This is a genomic window from Paenibacillus phoenicis, assembly GCF_034718895.1.
Taxonomy (GTDB): domain Bacteria; phylum Bacillota; class Bacilli; order Paenibacillales; family Paenibacillaceae; genus Fontibacillus; species Fontibacillus phoenicis.
Window position 1 is genome coordinate 1 of the sequence record NZ_JAYERP010000003.1, and the last position, 18,122, is coordinate 18,122.

15 protein-coding genes are annotated in these 18,122 nt (G+C 49.8%); 2 read left to right on the forward strand and 13 right to left on the reverse strand.

The window, feature by feature from the left end; translation table 11 throughout:
- Window positions 1–96: 96 nt before the first annotated feature.
- From U9M73_RS21855 to U9M73_RS21895, 9 genes are all read right to left on the reverse strand, one after another.
- Window positions 97–1,611, reverse strand: a complete 1,515-nt coding sequence (locus tag U9M73_RS21855) for a solute symporter family protein (RefSeq protein ID WP_323079267.1) — start codon at window positions 1,609–1,611, stop codon at window positions 97–99.
- Window positions 1,612–1,616: 5 nt separating this feature from the next.
- Window positions 1,617–1,958 carry a DUF485 domain-containing protein gene (locus tag U9M73_RS21860; protein WP_009224569.1) on the reverse strand — a complete coding sequence of 114 codons (342 nt, stop codon included), beginning with the start codon at window positions 1,956–1,958 and terminating at the stop codon, window positions 1,617–1,619.
- A gap of 415 nt (window positions 1,959–2,373) precedes the next feature.
- Entirely contained in the window at window positions 2,374–2,817 is a 444-nt protein-coding gene (locus U9M73_RS21865; RefSeq protein ID WP_009224567.1) for a MarR family winged helix-turn-helix transcriptional regulator, read from the reverse strand.
- A 107-nt stretch (window positions 2,818–2,924) separates the two neighbouring features.
- A complete protein-coding gene (locus U9M73_RS21870; protein WP_323079269.1) occupies window positions 2,925–4,274 on the reverse strand; it encodes a sodium-dependent transporter in 1,350 nt (449 codons plus the stop codon).
- Window positions 4,275–4,348: 74 nt separating this feature from the next.
- Complete coding sequence (locus tag U9M73_RS21875) at window positions 4,349–6,652, reverse strand: AraC family transcriptional regulator (RefSeq protein ID WP_260069725.1); 2,304 nt, start codon at window positions 6,650–6,652, stop codon at window positions 4,349–4,351.
- Between the two features lie 106 nt (window positions 6,653–6,758).
- A complete protein-coding gene (locus U9M73_RS21880) occupies window positions 6,759–8,273 on the reverse strand; it encodes an extracellular solute-binding protein (protein ID WP_260069724.1) in 1,515 nt (504 codons plus the stop codon).
- Between the two features lie 37 nt (window positions 8,274–8,310).
- Window positions 8,311–9,189, reverse strand: a complete 879-nt coding sequence (locus tag U9M73_RS21885; RefSeq protein WP_036644887.1) for a carbohydrate ABC transporter permease — start codon at window positions 9,187–9,189, stop codon at window positions 8,311–8,313.
- A gap of 4 nt (window positions 9,190–9,193) precedes the next feature.
- Window positions 9,194–10,165 (reverse strand): ABC transporter permease, encoded by a 972-nt coding sequence (locus tag U9M73_RS21890; protein ID WP_323079272.1) that lies wholly within the window; start codon window positions 10,163–10,165, stop codon window positions 9,194–9,196.
- A 267-nt stretch (window positions 10,166–10,432) separates the two neighbouring features.
- A complete protein-coding gene (locus tag U9M73_RS21895; protein WP_323079273.1) occupies window positions 10,433–12,631 on the reverse strand; it encodes an ATP-dependent helicase in 2,199 nt (732 codons plus the stop codon).
- A 155-nt stretch (window positions 12,632–12,786) separates the two neighbouring features.
- Between U9M73_RS21895 and U9M73_RS21900 the strand changes: the two genes are divergently transcribed.
- A complete protein-coding gene (locus U9M73_RS21900; protein ID WP_323079275.1) occupies window positions 12,787–13,371 on the forward strand; it encodes a GNAT family N-acetyltransferase in 585 nt (194 codons plus the stop codon).
- Window positions 13,372–13,430: 59 nt separating this feature from the next.
- Here U9M73_RS21900 and U9M73_RS21905 read toward each other — a convergent pair whose 3' ends face one another.
- Window positions 13,431–14,852 carry an MDR family MFS transporter gene (locus U9M73_RS21905; protein ID WP_260069720.1) on the reverse strand — a complete coding sequence of 474 codons (1,422 nt, stop codon included), beginning with the start codon at window positions 14,850–14,852 and terminating at the stop codon, window positions 13,431–13,433.
- A gap of 102 nt (window positions 14,853–14,954) precedes the next feature.
- Between U9M73_RS21905 and U9M73_RS21910 the strand changes: the two genes are divergently transcribed.
- A complete protein-coding gene (locus U9M73_RS21910; protein ID WP_260069719.1) occupies window positions 14,955–15,533 on the forward strand; it encodes a TetR/AcrR family transcriptional regulator in 579 nt (192 codons plus the stop codon).
- A 60-nt stretch (window positions 15,534–15,593) separates the two neighbouring features.
- Here the strand turns inward: U9M73_RS21910 and U9M73_RS21915 are convergent, their stop codons facing one another.
- The 3 genes from U9M73_RS21915 to U9M73_RS21925 all read right to left on the reverse strand — a co-directional run bounded on the left by U9M73_RS21915 (window position 15,594) and on the right by U9M73_RS21925 (window position 17,952).
- Window positions 15,594–15,791: a sensor histidine kinase gene (locus U9M73_RS21915; protein ID WP_323079278.1), complete on the reverse strand. Its 198-nt coding sequence runs from the start codon at window positions 15,789–15,791 to the stop codon at window positions 15,594–15,596.
- 179 nt (window positions 15,792–15,970) lie between these two features.
- Window positions 15,971–16,891: a tRNA dihydrouridine synthase gene (locus U9M73_RS21920; RefSeq protein ID WP_050769731.1), complete on the reverse strand. Its 921-nt coding sequence runs from the start codon at window positions 16,889–16,891 to the stop codon at window positions 15,971–15,973.
- 311 nt (window positions 16,892–17,202) lie between these two features.
- A complete protein-coding gene (locus U9M73_RS21925; RefSeq protein WP_260069718.1) occupies window positions 17,203–17,952 on the reverse strand; it encodes a carbohydrate-binding protein in 750 nt (249 codons plus the stop codon).
- Between the last annotated feature and the right edge of the window lie 170 nt (window positions 17,953–18,122).

Consider the following 18,122-nt stretch of genomic DNA (forward strand, 5'->3'; position numbering starts at 1 on the left):
GCGATATCAGGATGCCAATGCCCCGAAGTTTATACTTTCTGATATCTTAAAAAAACGACCCCAATTGGAGTCGTTAGGTTGCAATTTAGCCTTTGCTTAAGCTCCGGTGTTCGCTTTAACCAGCACCTCGGCGTATTTCGCCTCATCTTTCTCGCGGGACAGGAAGGTGCCGACAAACGCAGCAAGAAAGCCAAGCGGGATGGAAATAATTCCCGGGTTCGTCATCGGGAAAAGAGCCGTTCCGGTCAGAATCGCCTTGCCCGGCTCCGGATCCCAGACGTTTGGACTTAGCGCCACAAGGATAATCGTGCTGAACAAACCAAACAGCATGCCGGATATCGCCCCCGTGCGGTTAAATCTTCGCCAGAACACGGTGAACAGGATAATCGGCAGATTAGCGCTTGCCGCAACGGCAAAAGCCAGCGAGACGAGGAAAGCCACGTTCATTTTCTGAGCAAAAAGAGCCAGCAGAATCGAGATGATCGATACGCCAATCGAGGCCCAGCGAGCCATCCGCAGCTGCTCGCCTTCGGACGCTTTGCCGCGGCGGACGATCTGTCCGTAGAAGTCGTGTGCAAAAGCCGAAGCTGCGGACAGAACAAGGCCGGTGACCACAGCCAGGATCGTCGCAAACGCGACCGCCGAGATAAAAGCGAACAGGAAGTCGCCGCCAAGCGCCCTAGCCAGCAGCGGAGCGGCCATATTGCCGGCTTTGTCGACGGCGGTGATCTCCTCGGTGCCAACGAACGCAGCGGCCCCGAAGCCAAGGAAGATCGTCATCACGTAGAAGATCCCAATGATCCAAGTCGCGTAAACCACGGAGCTGCGAGCCGTACGGGCGTCCTTCACCGTAAAGAACCGGATCAAAATATGCGGCAGCCCCGCCGTCCCCAGCACCAATGCCAGGTTAAGCGATATCGTCTCCAGCGGCACGTTATATTTGTTGCCCGGATTTAAGTACTTTTCCATGAGTGGCGTTGCGGTCTTCATCTGCTCAAACATGCCGGTCAGGCTAAAATCAAACTTGGCGAAGACCATCAGCGAGATCACGAAGGTGCCGCCCATCAGCAAAATCGCTTTGGTGATCTGCACCCAGCTTGTGGCATGCATCCCGCCAAACACAACGTAGATGGTCATAAGCACCCCAACGATCAGCACCGAAGTGACGTAATCGAGTCCCAGCAGGAGCTTGATCAGCGCCCCGGCTCCAACAAGCTGCGCAATCATATAGAAGATCGAGATCACAATCGTATTCAGCGCCGCAAAGCCGCGGACTTCCTTGTTCGCAAAGCGGGACGCAATCATGTCAGCAACGGTATACTTGCCCAGATTCCGCAGCGGTTCCGCAACCAGGTACAACACGACAAGATAAGCAACGAGAAACCCGATGCTGTAAAAGAATCCGTCGAACCCAACCAAGGCGATCGACCCGGCAATACCGAGAAATGACGCGGCCGACATATAGTCACCGGCGATGGCGGTTCCATTTTGCCAGCCCTTCAGCCCGCCGCCTGCGGTGTAGAATTCACTGGTGTTGTTCGTTTTTTTCGCGGCAAAATAGGTAATGACCAACGTCAACAGCACAATCGCGCAAAATAAAGTAAATGCCATGATCGTTACGCCCCCATTTCCCGCCGAATTTCATCCGCCAACCGGTCGAACCTTCGCGCAACACGCGAGTACAGGATGCACAGCGCCCACGTCATGATAAACTGAGCGAACGCGAACAGCCATGCCCAGGAAATCGGGCCAATCGCCGGCTGATTCAATACCTCCGAATACGAGGTCATGATCGGGAGCGCGAAGTAAAACAGCAGGAAAAAGACAGTCGACGGAATAATGAACCGTTTCTTGCGGGAGATCAGCGTCTTGAACTTGGCGGAATGCCACACCTCGGTATAGCTCTTCCCTTTCGCCGCTTTTGCGGCCTTCGCACCTTTTGCAACTTTCGCAGCCATCCTTCACCCTCCAAATCTCTAAATTTGTAAGTCACCCAATATATGTAAGCGATTCAAATTCATTTTATGCAAGGTTAGGCTTGCGAAATGTTTAATTTTTAACTTTTTGGTAGATTCATATGCGGATAAAAAAAGACACCCGAAATCCGCTCAGGTGCCTTTGTGGGCTCTTTTTTCTTAACGGGATCAGAACCAGCGCCCCAACGATGATGCCCATCCCCAAAATGGCTGCGGTCCAATACAATCCGCCAACTCCAGTCTGAGCGGCCATCTTCGTGATCTCGGCCACGCTGTCGGCCAATACCTGCGCCTAATCCGGCTGCGAGCGCCAGCGGCGTAAAATCGCTCAAAACTGTGATGAGCGCTTTGCCATTGCCATCCCTCCATCATTCATATCTACTTCCAGGTCCCCGGGTTAGAAATTTTTGAGCGCATTTTCGGCAATTCGTCTTAGCAGGCTCGACACGAGCTTCACTTCCTCCTCAGCAAACCCTTCAAGCAGTTTGGTTTCTGTTTGATGTATATGTTCAAAGATCTGATCCACCAATAGTTTCGCCTTTTCCGTCAGCAAAATAATCCGCGCTCGCGAATCCTCCGGATCTTCAGATCGTACGATAAATTGTTTCTGTTCCAGCCGTTTAATCAATCCGCTCACCGTTGGGTTTGTTAAATTGAGAGCAACCTCAATATCCCGCTGGCGGATTTTTCGATCCGCGTGATGAGCCAGAAATAAGATCAAGTTGGCTTGACTATGCGTTAATCCAACTTCCTTCAGGTGAAGATCTCCGATTTTGCTAGCCTGATTCTCGATGATCTTCAAAGAAGATATCAGGATTGGTTTTCTGCTTTCATGCTGCATCCCTTCACCACCTTTTACAGAGCATGCTATCTAAATATATAGCAAGCTTTGTAAATAAGTCAAACAAAAAAAGGGACGCGATAGACCGCGCCCCTTGCTTAAACTTCCTAAAACTTGATCACTCCGGTGGTATGCAACAGCACAAGCACGACGAGTACCGGCGCGATATACCGAACCATAAACAGCCATAACCGGAACCAACCGGACTTGAGCCCGGCAGCTTCCGCGGCATTTTTCCAAAAGTACCCTACAAAGAGGGTCGTAATCAAGCCGCCCACCGGCAGCAAAATATTCGAGGTAATGAAATCAAGCCAGTCGAAGAAGTTCTTCCCGCCCATGTCCATCAAAGCAGGTACGACGCCAAAGGACAAGACGGAGGGCAGCCCGACCAACAGAACGAGGACGCTGATGATCGTCACGGACATTCCGCGGCCCCAGCCCCAACGGTCCATCACGTAGGTAACCGGCACTTCCAGCAGCGATACCGCAGAGGTCAATGCTGCAATCGCCAGCAGGATGAAGAACAACCCGCCGAAGAAGGCGCCAAACGGCATAGCCGAGAACGCAGCCGGCAGCGCGATGAAGACCAAGGACGGCCCGGCGTTGGACTCTAAGCCAAAAGAAGCGGTCGTCGGGAAAATGATCAACCCCGCAATAAACGCATAGACCAAGTCCCCTGCCCCGATCGCCAGCGTGGCCGTGCCAAGGGATTGACGCTTATCTACGTAAGCCCCGTAGGTGAGCAAAATCCCCATCCCCAGCGATAACGAGAAGAAGGCATGTCCCAGCGCAACCAAAGCCGCCTCCGGACTCAGCTTCGAGAAATCCGGTTGAAGGAAGAAGGAGACGCCCTCCCCAGCTCCCGGTAAGGTTAATGCCCGAATCATCAAAATGATCAGAAGAACAACAAGACCCGGAATCAGCACTTTATTGAACTTTTCAATGCCGCCGGAGATCCCTTTCCCTACCACAATGGCGGTAACCAGCACAGACACCGCTTGCCATACGAGCGGCATCAGGCCTTGGGTGAACGAGCCGAATTGCCCGCTATAGTCGGAATTGACATATAGACTTCCGCTGAAGGACTGAACAGCATAATGAAGCGTCCAGCCGGCAACGATGACATAGAAGCTCAGGATGAGAAATGGAGCGATGACTTGCAGCAGCCCGAGACGGCCAAACACTTTAGGACCGCCGGCTTTAACAAAGGAGGTAGACGCACTTCCGCGTCCTGCCCGCCCAATGGCCAGCTCCGCCAACAGCAGAGGCAAGCCAATCAAGATCAAACAGATAATAAAGAGAAGGAAGAAGGCAGCCCCTCCGTGTTCGCCCGTAATATACGGGAATTTCCACATATTTCCGAGACCTACGGAACTGCCAATCGCAGCCAAGATAAAACCGGCAGAAGAGAAACGCTCATTCCGCCCTTGGCCTAGCTGAGTTTGTGTTGTTTTCATGACGACCCCCAAATCTTATTATATTTCTCTATTATAATGAAAAAGGATGCAGTGAGGGATATGAAATTTTTACTTTATTTCATGATTTTCTCACGGTATTGTCCCGGCGTAATCTGTTCAAACCTTTTAAATAGCCGAATAAAATAGGAAGGTTGTAACCCAACCTGCTCTGCAATCTCATTCACTTTCATATCCGAGTCGCTGAGCAGTTCCTTCGCCTTATCGATCCGGAGGGCCGTTAAATAATCGATGAAATTCATGCCGGTCACCTGTTTGAACAAGCGGCTAAGCGTATATGGCGTTGTATTAAAATGATGCGCGCACGCTTCGAGCGAAATCCCTTCTGCGAACTGATCCTTCAGCATTGCCGTCACCTGTTCGATGAGCGGCTTCGCTCGGGCCGTCTGATCCTCGCTTAACTTCTGCGCATACGGGAGGATGATTTTTTGTTGAAAAAAACGCACGATCTGCTCCGGCTCCCGAATTTGATTTAATTGCTCAAACGGGTTGTCACCTTCGTATAACTGGTGAGGCTGGTAGCCGGTCTCCAATAACGTATGCATGATGCTTCCCAGCACCTGCATCACGCCTTCCTTCAGCAGCTTCTCTTTGCCCGAATGCAGGACCAGCTCCGAGATAAATGCCTCGATCAGCTGCATCGCCTGCTCGCATTGCCCCATCCGCAACGCTTGAAGCAGTTCCTTCTCCAAAGCAAAGGGATAATGAACCTCTTGTGGCGTATAGGGCAGAATCTCCTCTAAATCAAGCACCTGGCATTGTTCCTTTAGATCCCGATAAAGAATCGCGTTCTGGAGAAACGGCAGCATTTCCGGAATATCCTTGATCTCGTTGGTTAACCGGCCAATGCAAATCGTCGTTTGCATCTTAAGCAGCGAACTGATTGTACGGACTAAATCCTCCGCCAAGCTGAACAGCTCTTCCTTGACATGCGGTTTTCTTGTTTCGGACGGAAAAGAGAGCAGGATCCCCACGGTGAGGTCATGGAAATGGATAATTTCCGCCTGAATGCCCCGGCTTCGCACCATTTCCTGTGCGATGTTGGCCGCGGCGAAGGAGACCAGATATTCATCGTTCTCCATAAAACGGTTGTCTGCTTTGGACACCCCCGTGACCCGCGCCAGCATAAGCCCAAACCACTGCGATTCCGATGACCATCCAAAGGTCTCTAACCTTGCACGGATTTCCGGCTCCTTCAGCGAGTAAACATGCCCCTGCACCAGCTGCATCATAAAAGCGGCCCTCAGCGAGGGATACGCTTGCTTCAGCTTCGTCTCCAAGGCTTTACGTTCTTCGCTCAAATGGTTCCACTGGTTGGCGATATAGTCCAATTCATCTCCTACCTCAGACCCGGGGTCCGGCTTCTGCGTTTTGACCAGGCGAACCAACCGGCGGATTGGACGGTAGAGCCGATGCGAAGCCATCCAGGAGAACAGACAAGCCACGATCAGCCCGACGCCTCCCATCCCCAAAATAATTCGGGAGATAATCACGATCGGCGCGGTGAGTTGCGACAGCTGCATCGTGGTGACGTATCTCCAAGGTTCGCCTAAGCGGGAATATTCCCCGTAAGAGATCAAATAGGATTTATCTTTCCATTCAAATAGATAAGAGCCGGTCTTCTCCTTCCTCAGCATGACGCTCTCCTGCACGGCAAGCTCCAGCTCCGCATTCTTCCGGTTCAGGGACGACGGGGAGACCAGCAGCGAGCCATCCTTCCCCATCAAAAAGGAAGCGCCCTCATTATCAACCGACATGCCTTCCACCATTTGCACCAGCTTCGACTGATCCAAATAAAAAATCAGCGCGCCGTATGGCTTGCCGATACTCGGCAGCTTATGGACGAGAGCCACATAAGGGCCTGCCCCTTTTCCGTTTACCTTCGTTAAGTCGAACTGCCAAAACTCCGCTCTGCCTTGCTGCAGCAACCCGTGAAATTGCTTCTGTTGCCGGACATCGGTCACTGGGACGATCCCTTCAATATCCGATACGATCACCGGCTTCTGCCGGTCTAAATACAAATAGACTTGGTCAATTAAAGGATAGGCTCCTTTCATGACCCCCAAAAAACGATAAAGGTTATGCGTCACGTTATATTCGTCAATTAAATCAATCTCTCCGAGCCTTCCGTCCAGACGACTGTCCAAGGACCACTGCGTCGCAGCCAGCTCCAGTTGGGCTAAATTTTCGTTCATTCGATCAATTGTCTTCACCAATAAAGCGTCATGATGACGCGTGATTTCATTTTCCATATAGGCACGGCCAGCGATGTAGAACGTAATCCCTATAATCACGGTGGGCAGGCTGGTGACACATAACACCAAAAATAAGCTTCTTCGAAAAAAATGGCTCTTCTTCATAAATCCCCGCCTTTCCGTAGTTTCCATTGGTACTCCCTATCTTACTATAGATGGAAACGAGGAAAATCCCCCGAAAACCATATTTTTGGTCTCGGGGGCTGGGTCATTATTCACTTTTTGCACGTTTCTGATAGGCTTCGTTCATCTCTTCGGTAATTTTGAGCAAATCCGGATCCGCCTTCAATTTCTCCACGTATTCATCCCAAGCGCTGATCGGTTCTTTCCCCATCATCACCTTGGTTTTCATATCTTGAATTTTCTTGCGCAGCTCCGTCCCTACTAAGGTGCTGGTCTCCGAATACAGTCCGATCGCCGGATCCCCAATGCTGATTTTCGCTTTCTCGTCGATAATTTTCTTGTTCCGTTCCAGGACATCAAGCGGCATTCCTGTACGATAAGCCCGGAGGTAGGGATCATATTTCAGAAAAATTTGACCCAGCGCCTGCTGAGCGACAATATCCTTCTGGGCTTGCGGCGTCGCTAATTTGATGCCGTTCTCCTCGGTATAGTGCACATCCTTGAAGCCGAAGTTGGCCAAGTCGCTTCCTTCCTGGCTTGCCCCATAATCCATCAGCTTCAGCAGCTGCTTCATTTTGTCTTCGGGAACGGTTTTGGGAATCGCAAACATCCCGAAAAATCCGCTGTCTTTATTGGAATACCCGTTCAGCGAAACCAAGGGCAGGAAGTCGGCTTCAGGAATCGTTTTACGCAGCTCTTCCGTAGGCTCCCAAGCCGCCTCCACCGTATCCTGGAACCCGCCGCCGCGATTCGATTTGAGCAAGTCCTTGGACTGCGTATTTTTTAATACGGCAAAATCCTCCGGAATCAGCTTTTCCGTATAAGCCCGATTCAGCCAAACCAGACTCTCTCTGACTTCAGGCAACAGGTTGACGTTTACCAGCTTGCCGTCGATCAACTTCCACTCGCCGTTCACTTGGGTGAAGCTGTTCTGAAGCTGACCGAAATTGGCCATCCCGTTTTGATCCACAAACCCGATATACCCGATCGTATCCTTCTTCCCATTTCCGTCCGGGTCTTGCTCAACGAACGCTTTAAGCACTTCATAGAGCTCGTCGGTCGTGGTTGGAACGTCCAGCTTCAGCTTATCCAGCCAGTCCTTACGCAGGTAAGTGAACCCTCCGCCATCGGTAGGGCGCGGACGCGGGATGCCGTAGTTTTTACCGTCAGCCTGCTTCGTGTTTTCCCAGGATTCTTTGGGGTACTGCATTAAGTTCGGGTAGTCCTGAAGATACGGGGTCAGATCCCAGAAGGCACCTTGCGCCACCATCCCCCGCACTTGCGCATTAAACGGGTCATCCAGCAGGATGAGATCCGGAATATCGCCGGAAGCCAAGGTGACATTCACTTTATCCCCATAGTTATTGGGAGAGACCCAGGTGATATTCAACTTGGTATTGGTCCGCTTCTCGAATTCTTTGACGACCACATTATCCGGTCCCGGAGGCTCCGGCGTGTAATACATGGTCATAATGCTTACCTCCAGCGGCTTGGTCGAGCCCTCCGAACCGCTGGATCCCGACTTCGTGCCAGCTGAACAAGCGGATAGCAACAGACTCACGAGCAAGGTGACACTCAACAAGACGAAACTCTTTTTTTGCATGACGCATTGACCTCCCTATTCGAATAAATAGATAAGACTATTCCTTGACCGAACCCACCATGGCCCCTTTGGCAAAATGCTTCTGCAAAAAGGGATACACGAGTAGAATCGGAACGGTCGCGATCACTACGGCCGCCATTTTCAGCGTCTCCGGCGGAATTCGCTGCTCGGACATCATTTCCGCCGCAACGGAACCCCCGGCAGCGGTTGAAGCATCGATGAGCATATTTTGCAGCAACACTTGGAGAGGCTGCTTGGAGAACTCGTTGATATAAAGAAGCGCCGTAAAGAAGGTGTTCCAATAAGCCACGGCGTAAAACAACCCAAATGCCGCCAGCGAAGGCAGCGACAAGGGAAGAATGACGCGATACCACACGCTGACATCATTGCAGCCGTCAATTCGGGCCGCCTCCTCCAGACTGGTTGGGATACTGTCAAAAAATCCTTTCATCAGGAGGACGTACCACCCATTGGTCAGCACCGGGAGAATCAGGGACCAAATGCTATTGATCAGGTGCAGGTCACGGACCAGCAAATAAGGCGGGATGATGCCAGGATTAAACAACGTGGTCAGTAAGATCAGCAGCATGATGACTTTCCGCCCCAGCAAGCGCTTACGAGAAATCGCATAGGCCAAGCAAGAGGTAATTAACAAGCTAAGCGCCGTGCCAACCAGCGCCAGAAAGACGCTGTTGCCGGTAGCGTTTAAGAATGCATTGGTGGACATTAAGTATTTATAAGAATCCAGGCTCCACTGTTTGGGAAACAGTTGAAGTTCGCTGGAACGGTACGCGGACGGTTCCGTAAACGAAACGACAAACACGTAGTATAACGGAAAAAACGTAATCAGGCTGATGATGCCGAGCAGGATGGCATTAACGGCTTGAAACATCCGATCACGGCTGCGATAACTCATCCGGTTAGTACACCCCTTCCTCGCCAAACTTCTTAGCCAGCTTGTTCGTCCCAATGACGAGAATCAATCCCACCATCGACTTAAATAAACCAACGGCCGTACTGTAACTAAATTGTCCCTGCTTCACGCCTAGACGATACACATACGTATCGAAGACGTCGGCCACCTCTGAGACGGCCCCGTTCATCATGAGGAACACTTGCTCGAAGCCGACATCCATAATGTGACCCATGCGCAGAATCAGCAAAATCACAATGACCGAGCGGATGCCGGGCAGCGTAACATTCCACATTTGGCGGAACTGGCCCGCCCCATCGATTTTGGCCGCCTCGTAGAGCTGCGGATCTATGCTGGCCATCGCTGCTAAGAAGATAATCGTTCCCCACCCGGCATCCTTCCAGATGGATTGGGCGGTGAGCATGGCCCAGAAATAATTTTTACTGGTGAGAAAATCGATTTTCTCAAAGCCCAAACTCACCAACATTTGATTAACCGCTCCATCTCCCGTTGAGAACAAAATGAAGGTAATCCCTACAATAATGACCCAAGATAAGAAATGCGGCAGATAAACGATGGATTGTACAATTTTCTTATAAGCCTGCTGCCTCACTTCGTTGAGCATCAAGGAGAGTAGAATGGGCAGCGGAAAAAAGAAGATGAGCGACAACGTGTTAATTGCGAGCGTATTTCGAAACAACATAAAGAAATCAGGATTGGAGAAAAACCGCCGGAAATGCTCCAGTCCCACCCAAGGACTGGCCAACACCCCCTGATAAGGCGAATAGTTCTGAAATGAGATGATGATTCCCCACATCGGAACGTATTTGAAGATCAGAAAGTACAGCAGGCCCGGTAGTGCCAACACATAAAGGAATTTATCCCGGATCAGGATTTTCCCAATTTGTCGCAGCCGGTGACTGCGGGCCCTGGTTACAGGCGTTGTCCGTTTTGTAATCGGTTCCAAGGAGGAAGCCATGTTTCCCTCTCCTTTCCCTTTGATGTTCGATGTAATCACTCTAAGATGCCCGTCAATTTCCAGCAATCGCTTATTTTTGCAGGCGGGTAGAATGAAGGAAATTCAGGATTGGCAGTACATTTCCTGGAATTGATTATTCTTGCAGGGCGGTTGATAAAAAAAAGACGCTGAAATGATCAGCGTCTCTCCTGCTTAAACCTGTTTAAGCAGATGCTTATTTCTTAGCGGTATACTTGTGTATAGCCGGTGCGATTGGGGTGGCGATCGCTATGATGCACCTTCTGCTCGCTCCAACAAGCCCATTTGGAGACAGGTGGTCGTTGATAAGGCTTTTTCCCCGGTCTCAAACCGGATATGAACCCGTTCCCCGTTCACTTGAACGATCATGCCTTTTCCGAAAGCCCGATGGACAATGGATTCCCCTTCCCTTAGCTCGGCCAGATTTCGGATGGCGTTGGGGTTGTCCTGCGATAGAGCGGGCATGGGTGGCGAAGCCACGGATGAAGCCGCGGACGCTTGGGATGGAAGTTGGATGTACCTGACGGATGCCACGAACCTCGACTCCGTCACCTCTACCCCATCCCGTTTCTTGTAAGTCAGAAGCTCCAGATGCTTCTTCGCCCGGGTCATCCCCACATAAAACAGCCGGGTCGCCTCCTCCATCATTTCCGCGTTCTCCTTATCCGCCTTAGACGGGATGATCCCCTCAACAAGATCGATCATATACACTCGCTCGAACTCCAGGCCCTTGGAGCTGTGCATTGTCGAGAAGGTGACGGCATTTTGCCCTCGCTTGGACCTTGCCGTTCGCAAGGCAGACTCCAGGTATTTTAATCTGGCGGCAAACTCCTCCATGGTATGTAGCCCCGCCGCAATTTCCTCCAGCGTGTTCAGGATGCCGATCAGATATTCCATGCGGAACCCCTTCCACTCGCAAATCTTCTCAAGGGCTTTCTCATAGCCCAAGCGATCGCGGATCACGTGAATGGCATGCAGCGGCGGCATCCCCTTCATTTCCTGAAACGTTTCCTTGCACATCTGCAGCTGCTTCACTTGATAATCCTTCAACGGCACCCGATTCAGCAGATTATCAAAGACCGATTCGTCATTCTGGATCTTGAGCAGCGCCGCCATCTGCTCCTTGCTGATATAACCATTAAATTTCAGATGGATTTTCTCCAGAATATCGGGACGTTTATCCGTGAACGTCATCCGCATGAAATTCAGGATATCCTCGACAACCCAATGGGAAAAGAACCGGTTATCCGCATCCTTCATATAAAAAGGAATGCCCGCACGATCAAATTCGTTCATTAAAGCGATGGATGAGGAATTATTCCGATAAAGGATCGCCACCTCGGCAAGGTTCTCGATCTGCTGAATCTCTTTCGCCAGATATTTGGCCTGATCGCCGTAATCGTCCAAGCAGCGAATCTCAATTGGCTTATGCGGGGGATTCTCGGTGAACATCTTTTTCGGGTATCGGTCCTGATTGCGCTGGATAAACGTGTTGGCGACGTCCACGATATCCGGGGAAGAGCGGTAATTTTGCTCCATAAACAAAATCGCCGCCTCCGGATAGACTTGCTTGAAGTTCAGCAAATACGCAGGATCCGCCCCTCGCCAGCTGTACAAGCTCTGATCATCGTCGGCAACGACGCATAAGTTACGATGCTTATGCACCAGCTTCTCGATAATCGCATGCTGCACCCTGGACGTATCCTGGCTCTCATCTGTGAGGACATAATCATAACGCCCCTGATACCTGCGAAGCACCCCTTCATTCTCCGCCAGAATCCGTTCGCAAACCACCAGCATGTCGTCATAATCAAGCAGCAGCGACCGGGTGCCAGACTGCTTAAAGAGCTCGTACTCCCGCAAGATCCGTTCGGCATGGGGCACCTCTACTTTGACCTTAGACCATTGCTCGGAGGGGATCATTTTATTTTTGATAAAGCTAATATAGGTCGTCAGCTCATCTAACTGGTCATCCGTAATATTCTCTCCGGCTATCGCTTTAAAGAGATTCCGCAATATGATCTTCTTGTGTAGCGGGAATTGCTCCGAACCGCTGGTTTCTTGCTGGGCCGCGTCGATATCGCCTTCGATGATCTGGAACGGCGTCTGGGTCGCACGGAAATGCTCTCGCACCACCTCGTAAGCCAGGCTATGAATCGTGGAGAAATCAACAGGCGTCAGCTCTGGGAAAAAGGCTTTAAACCGCTCCTTCATATCGTTCGCCGAAGCGCGGCTAAACGTTACCGCCTTGATCCTTCTGGGAGGAACCCCCTTCTCCTCGATCAGATACCCGATCCGCATAATGATCGTTGTGGTCTTCCCCGATCCCGGTGAAGCTAACAAAAGCAAGGGTCCCTCTGTTTGAAGGACCGCTTGCTTCTGGATTTCATTTAATTCAACACCTAATTCTTCGTTCTTGCGAAGGAAGAAGGAATTTGCTTTGTTCATGATGACTGCCCTTTCGAATGTTCCGATTGCATTACCTACTATAACTCAATTTTGCTAGAATGACATCTCCTAGTCATCATGATTAACTTCCACTTGAGTAAAAATCAATGCATATGATATGCTGATTGGAAATATTTTCTGGGAGTGTGGAGATAATGGGCACTACAAATATGGATCCAATATTAATAGAGTTCCCTGAAAGCTTCGAAAGTGAGCGCTTATTGATCCGTGCGCCATTATGGGGAGATGGAGCGGCCATAAATGAGGCTGTTAAAGAGAGTATTGAGCAATTACGGCCGTGGATGCCCTGGGCACAAAGCATCTCAACGATCGAACAATCCGAGGCAGACATACGACGAGCCCGATTGCACTTCCTAGAACGTAAAGATCTGAGGCTTATTCTAGTACATAAGAATACAGGTCAAATCGTTGGCAGCAGTGGTCTCCATCGAATCGATTGGCAGGCACGTAAATTTGAAATTGGATATTGGGTGCGTACCTCTTTTGAAAGACAAGGTTACGTAACCGAAGCCGTAAATGCCATTACGCGTTTTTCCTTAGAAGAGCTGCAAGCCAATCGTATTGAGATCAGATGTGACTCACGTAATACACGGAGTGCAAGAGTAGCCGAACGCTTGGGCTTTAGATTGGAAGGAATTCTACGTAACGATGCATGTGCGGTTGATGGTTCGCTAAGGGATACCATGGTATTTTCGAAGGTTCGCGGGGGTGAGTTTTAGACTATCAGCTGTTTGAAATAAAGAAGACACCCGGAAGAATTCCGAGTGTCTTCTTGAGTTTAGGCTCTTTTCTTATGAGGCAAGAAGAAAATAAACACAAGCGATACAATCGTGAAGCCCACTGACCACATAAAGGTATGGTTAAAAGCTGTATTCAGCGTTGAGATATCGTGAACGGATTGGGCGTTAATTTGATTCTGTAAGATGACGGCAAAAACAGAAGCTCCAAACGCACCCCCAATTTGTTGGAGGATCCGGGTCGCGCTGCTGGCATGCGGAATCAATTCCTTAGATAATCCCTCATAGGCGGTTGCCATGATGGGGAGCATCAGGCCCCCAAGTCCTCCGCCGCGGACAATCAGGGAGATCGCCAGCAGAACCTCGCTGGTATCGGCTGCCCCCAAGGCAAAGGGAAGGGTTCCGAGCAGCGTCAGAATGGTACCACCGAGAACCACCCATCGGGAGCCGATGGTATCCGTCAGTTTCCCTGCCAAGGAGCGGGTCATTAACATCCCGACGCCTTGAGGAATCAATAGTAACCCTGAAGCAAGCACGCTCTGACCACGAACCTGTTGATAGTAGAGCGGCAATAACAACATGCCTGCATAGGAAGAGAGTCCTGAAATAAACAACAGACAAGAGGACGCTGAAAAAGTTTTGCTCTTAAATATTCGCAGGTCGACGATCGGGTGATCCGATTTCTTTAGCCCATACCAGCAGAAGACGATCATAAACAGCAGTCCAATCGCGATCGGGACAAGGACAAGACTTTTGAAGAAACCATGCTCCGAGCTGACTTTGGTGAGTCCATAAATCATGAGCACGAGAGCCGGAGACAACAAAATTAAACCTAAGAGGTCTAGCTTCTGCGGATGATTTGCGACATCATCTTTGGGCAGCCCCCTTACAGATAAGAGCAGCGCGATCAAGCACACCGGAAGATTGACATAGAAAATCCAACGCCAATCTAGATTATGGATAATCACCCCGCCTAATACGGGGCCAAGAATTGGACCGATCAGAACCGGCAAACCTACAATCGCCATGATCCGGCCTAAGTTCGCTCCGCCCGCTGCGCGTACAATCATCGTCTGCATGATGGGCATCATCAAACCGCCGCCCAAGCCTTGAATCACTCGAAAAGCGATGAGACTTCCCACATTCCAAGACAAGCCGCATAATACAGAACCGACTAAAAATAAACTTAAAGCCAATATCCACATGTTTTGACCGCCATAACGATCGACCAACCAGCCGGAAATCGGAATCACCAGGCTAATGGCGAGCAAATAACTCGTCATCACCCACTGGATCGATGTAACCGGAGCATGCAGTACAGTGCCAAGGGTATCGATGGCGACGTTCATTATGGTAGTATCGAATAAAGGGGCAAGCATCCCAACCAGCAGAATCCATGCCACTTTCATCACAGCTGGATCTATTTTCGATTGAGCTGCTGCAAGTTCGCCTGGTTTACTCATGTGTACCACTCCTCATCTATTTAGAAACCGAAAGTTTCTTATTTGAGTTTATAATATAACAAACAAATAAGAAACTCAACGTATTTTATTGGAGGTTCGTTTATGAATAAAATTAATGAAGGCGAAGGAACGACGAGAAGACGAGGATCTGAATTGGAGGCGGCCATAATTCAAGCCGCGTGGGAAGAATTGATGGAGGTTGGTTTTCATAACCTTACGATTGAAGGAGTTGCCGCTCGTGCTCAAACCAGCAAGCCTGTCATTTATCGGCGTTGGCCGAATCGGGAAGAGCTTGTCCTGGCAGCCATCCTAAATCATCTGCCGGCGGTTTCGGAGAAACTCCCGGATACCGGGAAACTGCGCAGCGATGTGCTCCTCTTGCTCAATCAGTTAAATGAGATTCTGCATCAAATTGGGCCCAAAACGATTCATGGCCTCATGTCCGTATTATCTGGCATCCCCTTCTCCGATATTCTCAATTTCCGAAGAACCAACGCCATGACGATCCTTTTGAACCGAGCGGCAGAGAGAGGGGAAATCCGTCCTGAGAAAATTACGCCGCGCATTACAAGGCTGCCTGTAGATCTCGTGAGACATGAGTGGTTGATTACTTTAGAACCCGTCTCCATGGCGACCATGGAGGAGATCGTGGATGAGATTTTTTTGCCGCTGCTGAAATGAGAAGTGAACAGACGAAGACGCCCCTTCACCCTGAAATTGAGAGTGATGTGGGGCGTCATTTTATGGTCCCTTAGATTGGAGATCTATACCAAGAGTCAGCCGAATCGTAAATACCGAGCCTACTCCAAGTTCGCTGTCTACCTCAACTGTCCCCTCGCACAGATCGATAATGCGCTTGACAATGGTTAGTCCCAATCCGGTCCCCGTCATGGAACGGGAGGGATCGCCTTGGTAAAATTTATCAAACATGCGCCGCATCCGTGGTGGAAAATCTGGAGATCGCACGAATAACGCACCGGATCTCCGACCGAGGAGCCGTTGACCGTGTCATTCAGAAGCTCGATCTGTGGGTGGACGAGAGATTGACGCCATTCGGCACATTCTTTCAGAGCATGGGTGTTCTACCATAATTGACCTGTTTTTGCTTTAGGCTCACTCTAGTCACTGACCGTCTGCTCAGCAAACTCATCTAGCATCTTCCGCACTTCATCGGTTGACGTTGTGCTCATCAACTGATTTCTTAATTCACTTGCCCCGCGGAACCCTTTGACATAAACCTTGAAAAAACGTTGCAGCGCCTTGAACGGACGCGCCTCCAATTGTTCAGAATACTGATCATGGAGATCCAAATGCAGTCTTAACAGATCAAGATATTCGGTAGTGCTATGCTCTCTCGGCTCTTTTTCAAAGGCAAATGGGTTCTTAAAAATCCCTCTTCCAATCATGATCCCATCCACCCCATACTGTTCTGCCAGCTTCAAACCGGTTTGCCGGTCCGGAATGTCTCCATTAATCGTAAGCAGGGTCTGTGGTGCCACTTGATCTCGAAGCGCCTTAATTTCCGGAATCAATTCCCAGTGGGCCGCAACTTGGCTCATTTCTTCTCGGGTGCGCAGGTGGATCGACAGATTCACAATGTCTTGCTTCAAAATATGGGTCAACCAATCCCGCCATTCCTCCACCTCGTTGAAACCAAGTCTCGTCTTCACGCTTACAGGCAATCCCCCGGCCTTGGCGGCTTGGATCACTTCGGCGGCAACCGTAGGACGGAGAATTAAGCCACTCCCCATCCCATTGGTGGCCACATTCGGAACCGGGCACCCCATATTGATATCGATCCCCTGGAATCCTTGCTTCGCCATACCGATACTCATCTTTGCAAAATACTCCGGCTTATCGCCCCATATATGCGCCACGATCGGTTGTTCATCTTCGGTAAAGAGCAGACGCCCGCGTACGCTATGATTCCCCTCCGGGTGACAATAGCTCTCCGTATTGGCAAACTCCGTGAAGAAGACGTCCGGTCTGCCTGCTTGACTCACGACATGACGAAACACCACATGCGTCACATCTTCCATTGGTGCAAGTATAAAAAAAGGCCGCGGTAAATCACGCCAAAAATTTCGGTTCACTTCAACCTCAAATCCTCTCGTTATAATACCTTATCTATTATATAATCATCCCCACTTTCTTCAAATGGTCATGCATGCAAGCTCCGGGAAAAGTAGCAGGATCGAAGCTGGGTTAGCGTTGAAGGAGAAAGAAGTCGCCCTCAGGCATGATGACGGCCAGGTGCAGAAGCCTTGGAAGCGGCTATAGGTAATTAAAAAAACAAAAACAAGACCCACCCAAACCAGACGTTTAGGTGGATCTTGTTATCCTCTACGCCTTAGTATCTGCCGCCATAGCTCTTATACTGAGCGTAAACGGTATTTGCATATTGGTCGGCCAGAATCGGGCGGCCATAGGAATCCGTAGCACCCGGATACCAATAATCTCCCCCGTTATAGTGCAATAAGCCGTTATAGATGCTGCCGAATCGAACAATCTTCTCATTCAAAATCAGTGCACCCATATATACCTGATCCTGCTCACTGTTGTGATTATAGGCATGGCCATATTTCGCACTAAATTGAGATAAATACGCATTCCGCGTGTTGGGTTCAACCTGCATCAATCCGTCGCCGGCTGAGGGACTGCCCGATAAACCATCTCCAAAGTAGCTTTCCTTCTTGATCACGGCGCTTAACAATAAAGCAAAATCTCCGCCTTTGCCATAGGCATTATCCGCATTCATCACATAGGTCCAGATGCGGCTCGGAACTTCCGCTGGTTTCGTTACTGTGGAAGGCGGGGTTGTTGGTGGTGGGGTTGGTGTAGTTCCACCGCCGCCGCCGCTTAACGACCATAAAGCAGGAACAACCGGGGGTTCCCAACCGACGAGGGAAGTATGCGCTTGAATACAAGTATAAGTACTTCCGTTATAAGTTACGGTATCGTTGACTGCATAGGAAGTATTTGGAGCCCATGCTCCTCTGGAGGCTGCACTCGCTGGAAGAACTGCGAAAAATGTAGATAGGAATACGGCTAAAGCGACCATAAGTGATGCGGCTTTAATAGAGACCTTTCTACTAATCATTTGAATACCTCCTAGTATAAATAATTTGCGACTCACTCCGGATATGAGCCACAAAATTGTAATCGCTTTCTATTCTATATTTTCATATATTGTTAAATAAAAGAAATATATTACATTTTGATCATACAAAAATATGAAAATAATTCCAATGGTGCTTAAGTCCTAAATAA

Bases quoted from the DNA above. Each gene is read 5' to 3' on its own strand.
- U9M73_RS21855 (WP_323079267.1), bottom strand. From the start codon at position 1,611: ATGGCATTTACTTTATTTTGCGCGATTGTGCTGTTGACGTTGGTCATT.
- U9M73_RS21860 (WP_009224569.1), bottom strand. From the start codon at position 1,958: ATGGCTGCGAAAGTTGCAAAAGGTGCGAAGGCCGCAAAAGCGGCGAAA.
- U9M73_RS21865 (WP_009224567.1), bottom strand. From the start codon at position 2,817: ATGCAGCATGAAAGCAGAAAACCAATCCTGATATCTTCTTTGAAGATC.
- U9M73_RS21870 (WP_323079269.1), bottom strand. From the start codon at position 4,274: ATGAAAACAACACAAACTCAGCTAGGCCAAGGGCGGAATGAGCGTTTC.
- U9M73_RS21875 (WP_260069725.1), bottom strand. From the start codon at position 6,652: ATGAAGAAGAGCCATTTTTTTCGAAGAAGCTTATTTTTGGTGTTATGT.
- U9M73_RS21880 (WP_260069724.1), bottom strand. From the start codon at position 8,273: ATGCAAAAAAAGAGTTTCGTCTTGTTGAGTGTCACCTTGCTCGTGAGT.
- U9M73_RS21885 (WP_036644887.1), bottom strand. From the start codon at position 9,189: ATGAGTTATCGCAGCCGTGATCGGATGTTTCAAGCCGTTAATGCCATC.
- U9M73_RS21890 (WP_323079272.1), bottom strand. From the start codon at position 10,165: ATGGCTTCCTCCTTGGAACCGATTACAAAACGGACAACGCCTGTAACC.
- U9M73_RS21895 (WP_323079273.1), bottom strand. From the start codon at position 12,631: ATGAACAAAGCAAATTCCTTCTTCCTTCGCAAGAACGAAGAATTAGGT.
- U9M73_RS21900 (WP_323079275.1), top strand. From the start codon at position 12,787: ATGGGCACTACAAATATGGATCCAATATTAATAGAGTTCCCTGAAAGC.
- U9M73_RS21905 (WP_260069720.1), bottom strand. From the start codon at position 14,852: ATGAGTAAACCAGGCGAACTTGCAGCAGCTCAATCGAAAATAGATCCA.
- U9M73_RS21910 (WP_260069719.1), top strand. From the start codon at position 14,955: ATGAATAAAATTAATGAAGGCGAAGGAACGACGAGAAGACGAGGATCT.
- U9M73_RS21915 (WP_323079278.1), bottom strand. From the start codon at position 15,791: ATGCGGCGCATGTTTGATAAATTTTACCAAGGCGATCCCTCCCGTTCC.
- U9M73_RS21920 (WP_050769731.1), bottom strand. From the start codon at position 16,891: ATGGAAGATGTGACGCATGTGGTGTTTCGTCATGTCGTGAGTCAAGCA.
- U9M73_RS21925 (WP_260069718.1), bottom strand. From the start codon at position 17,952: ATGATTAGTAGAAAGGTCTCTATTAAAGCCGCATCACTTATGGTCGCT.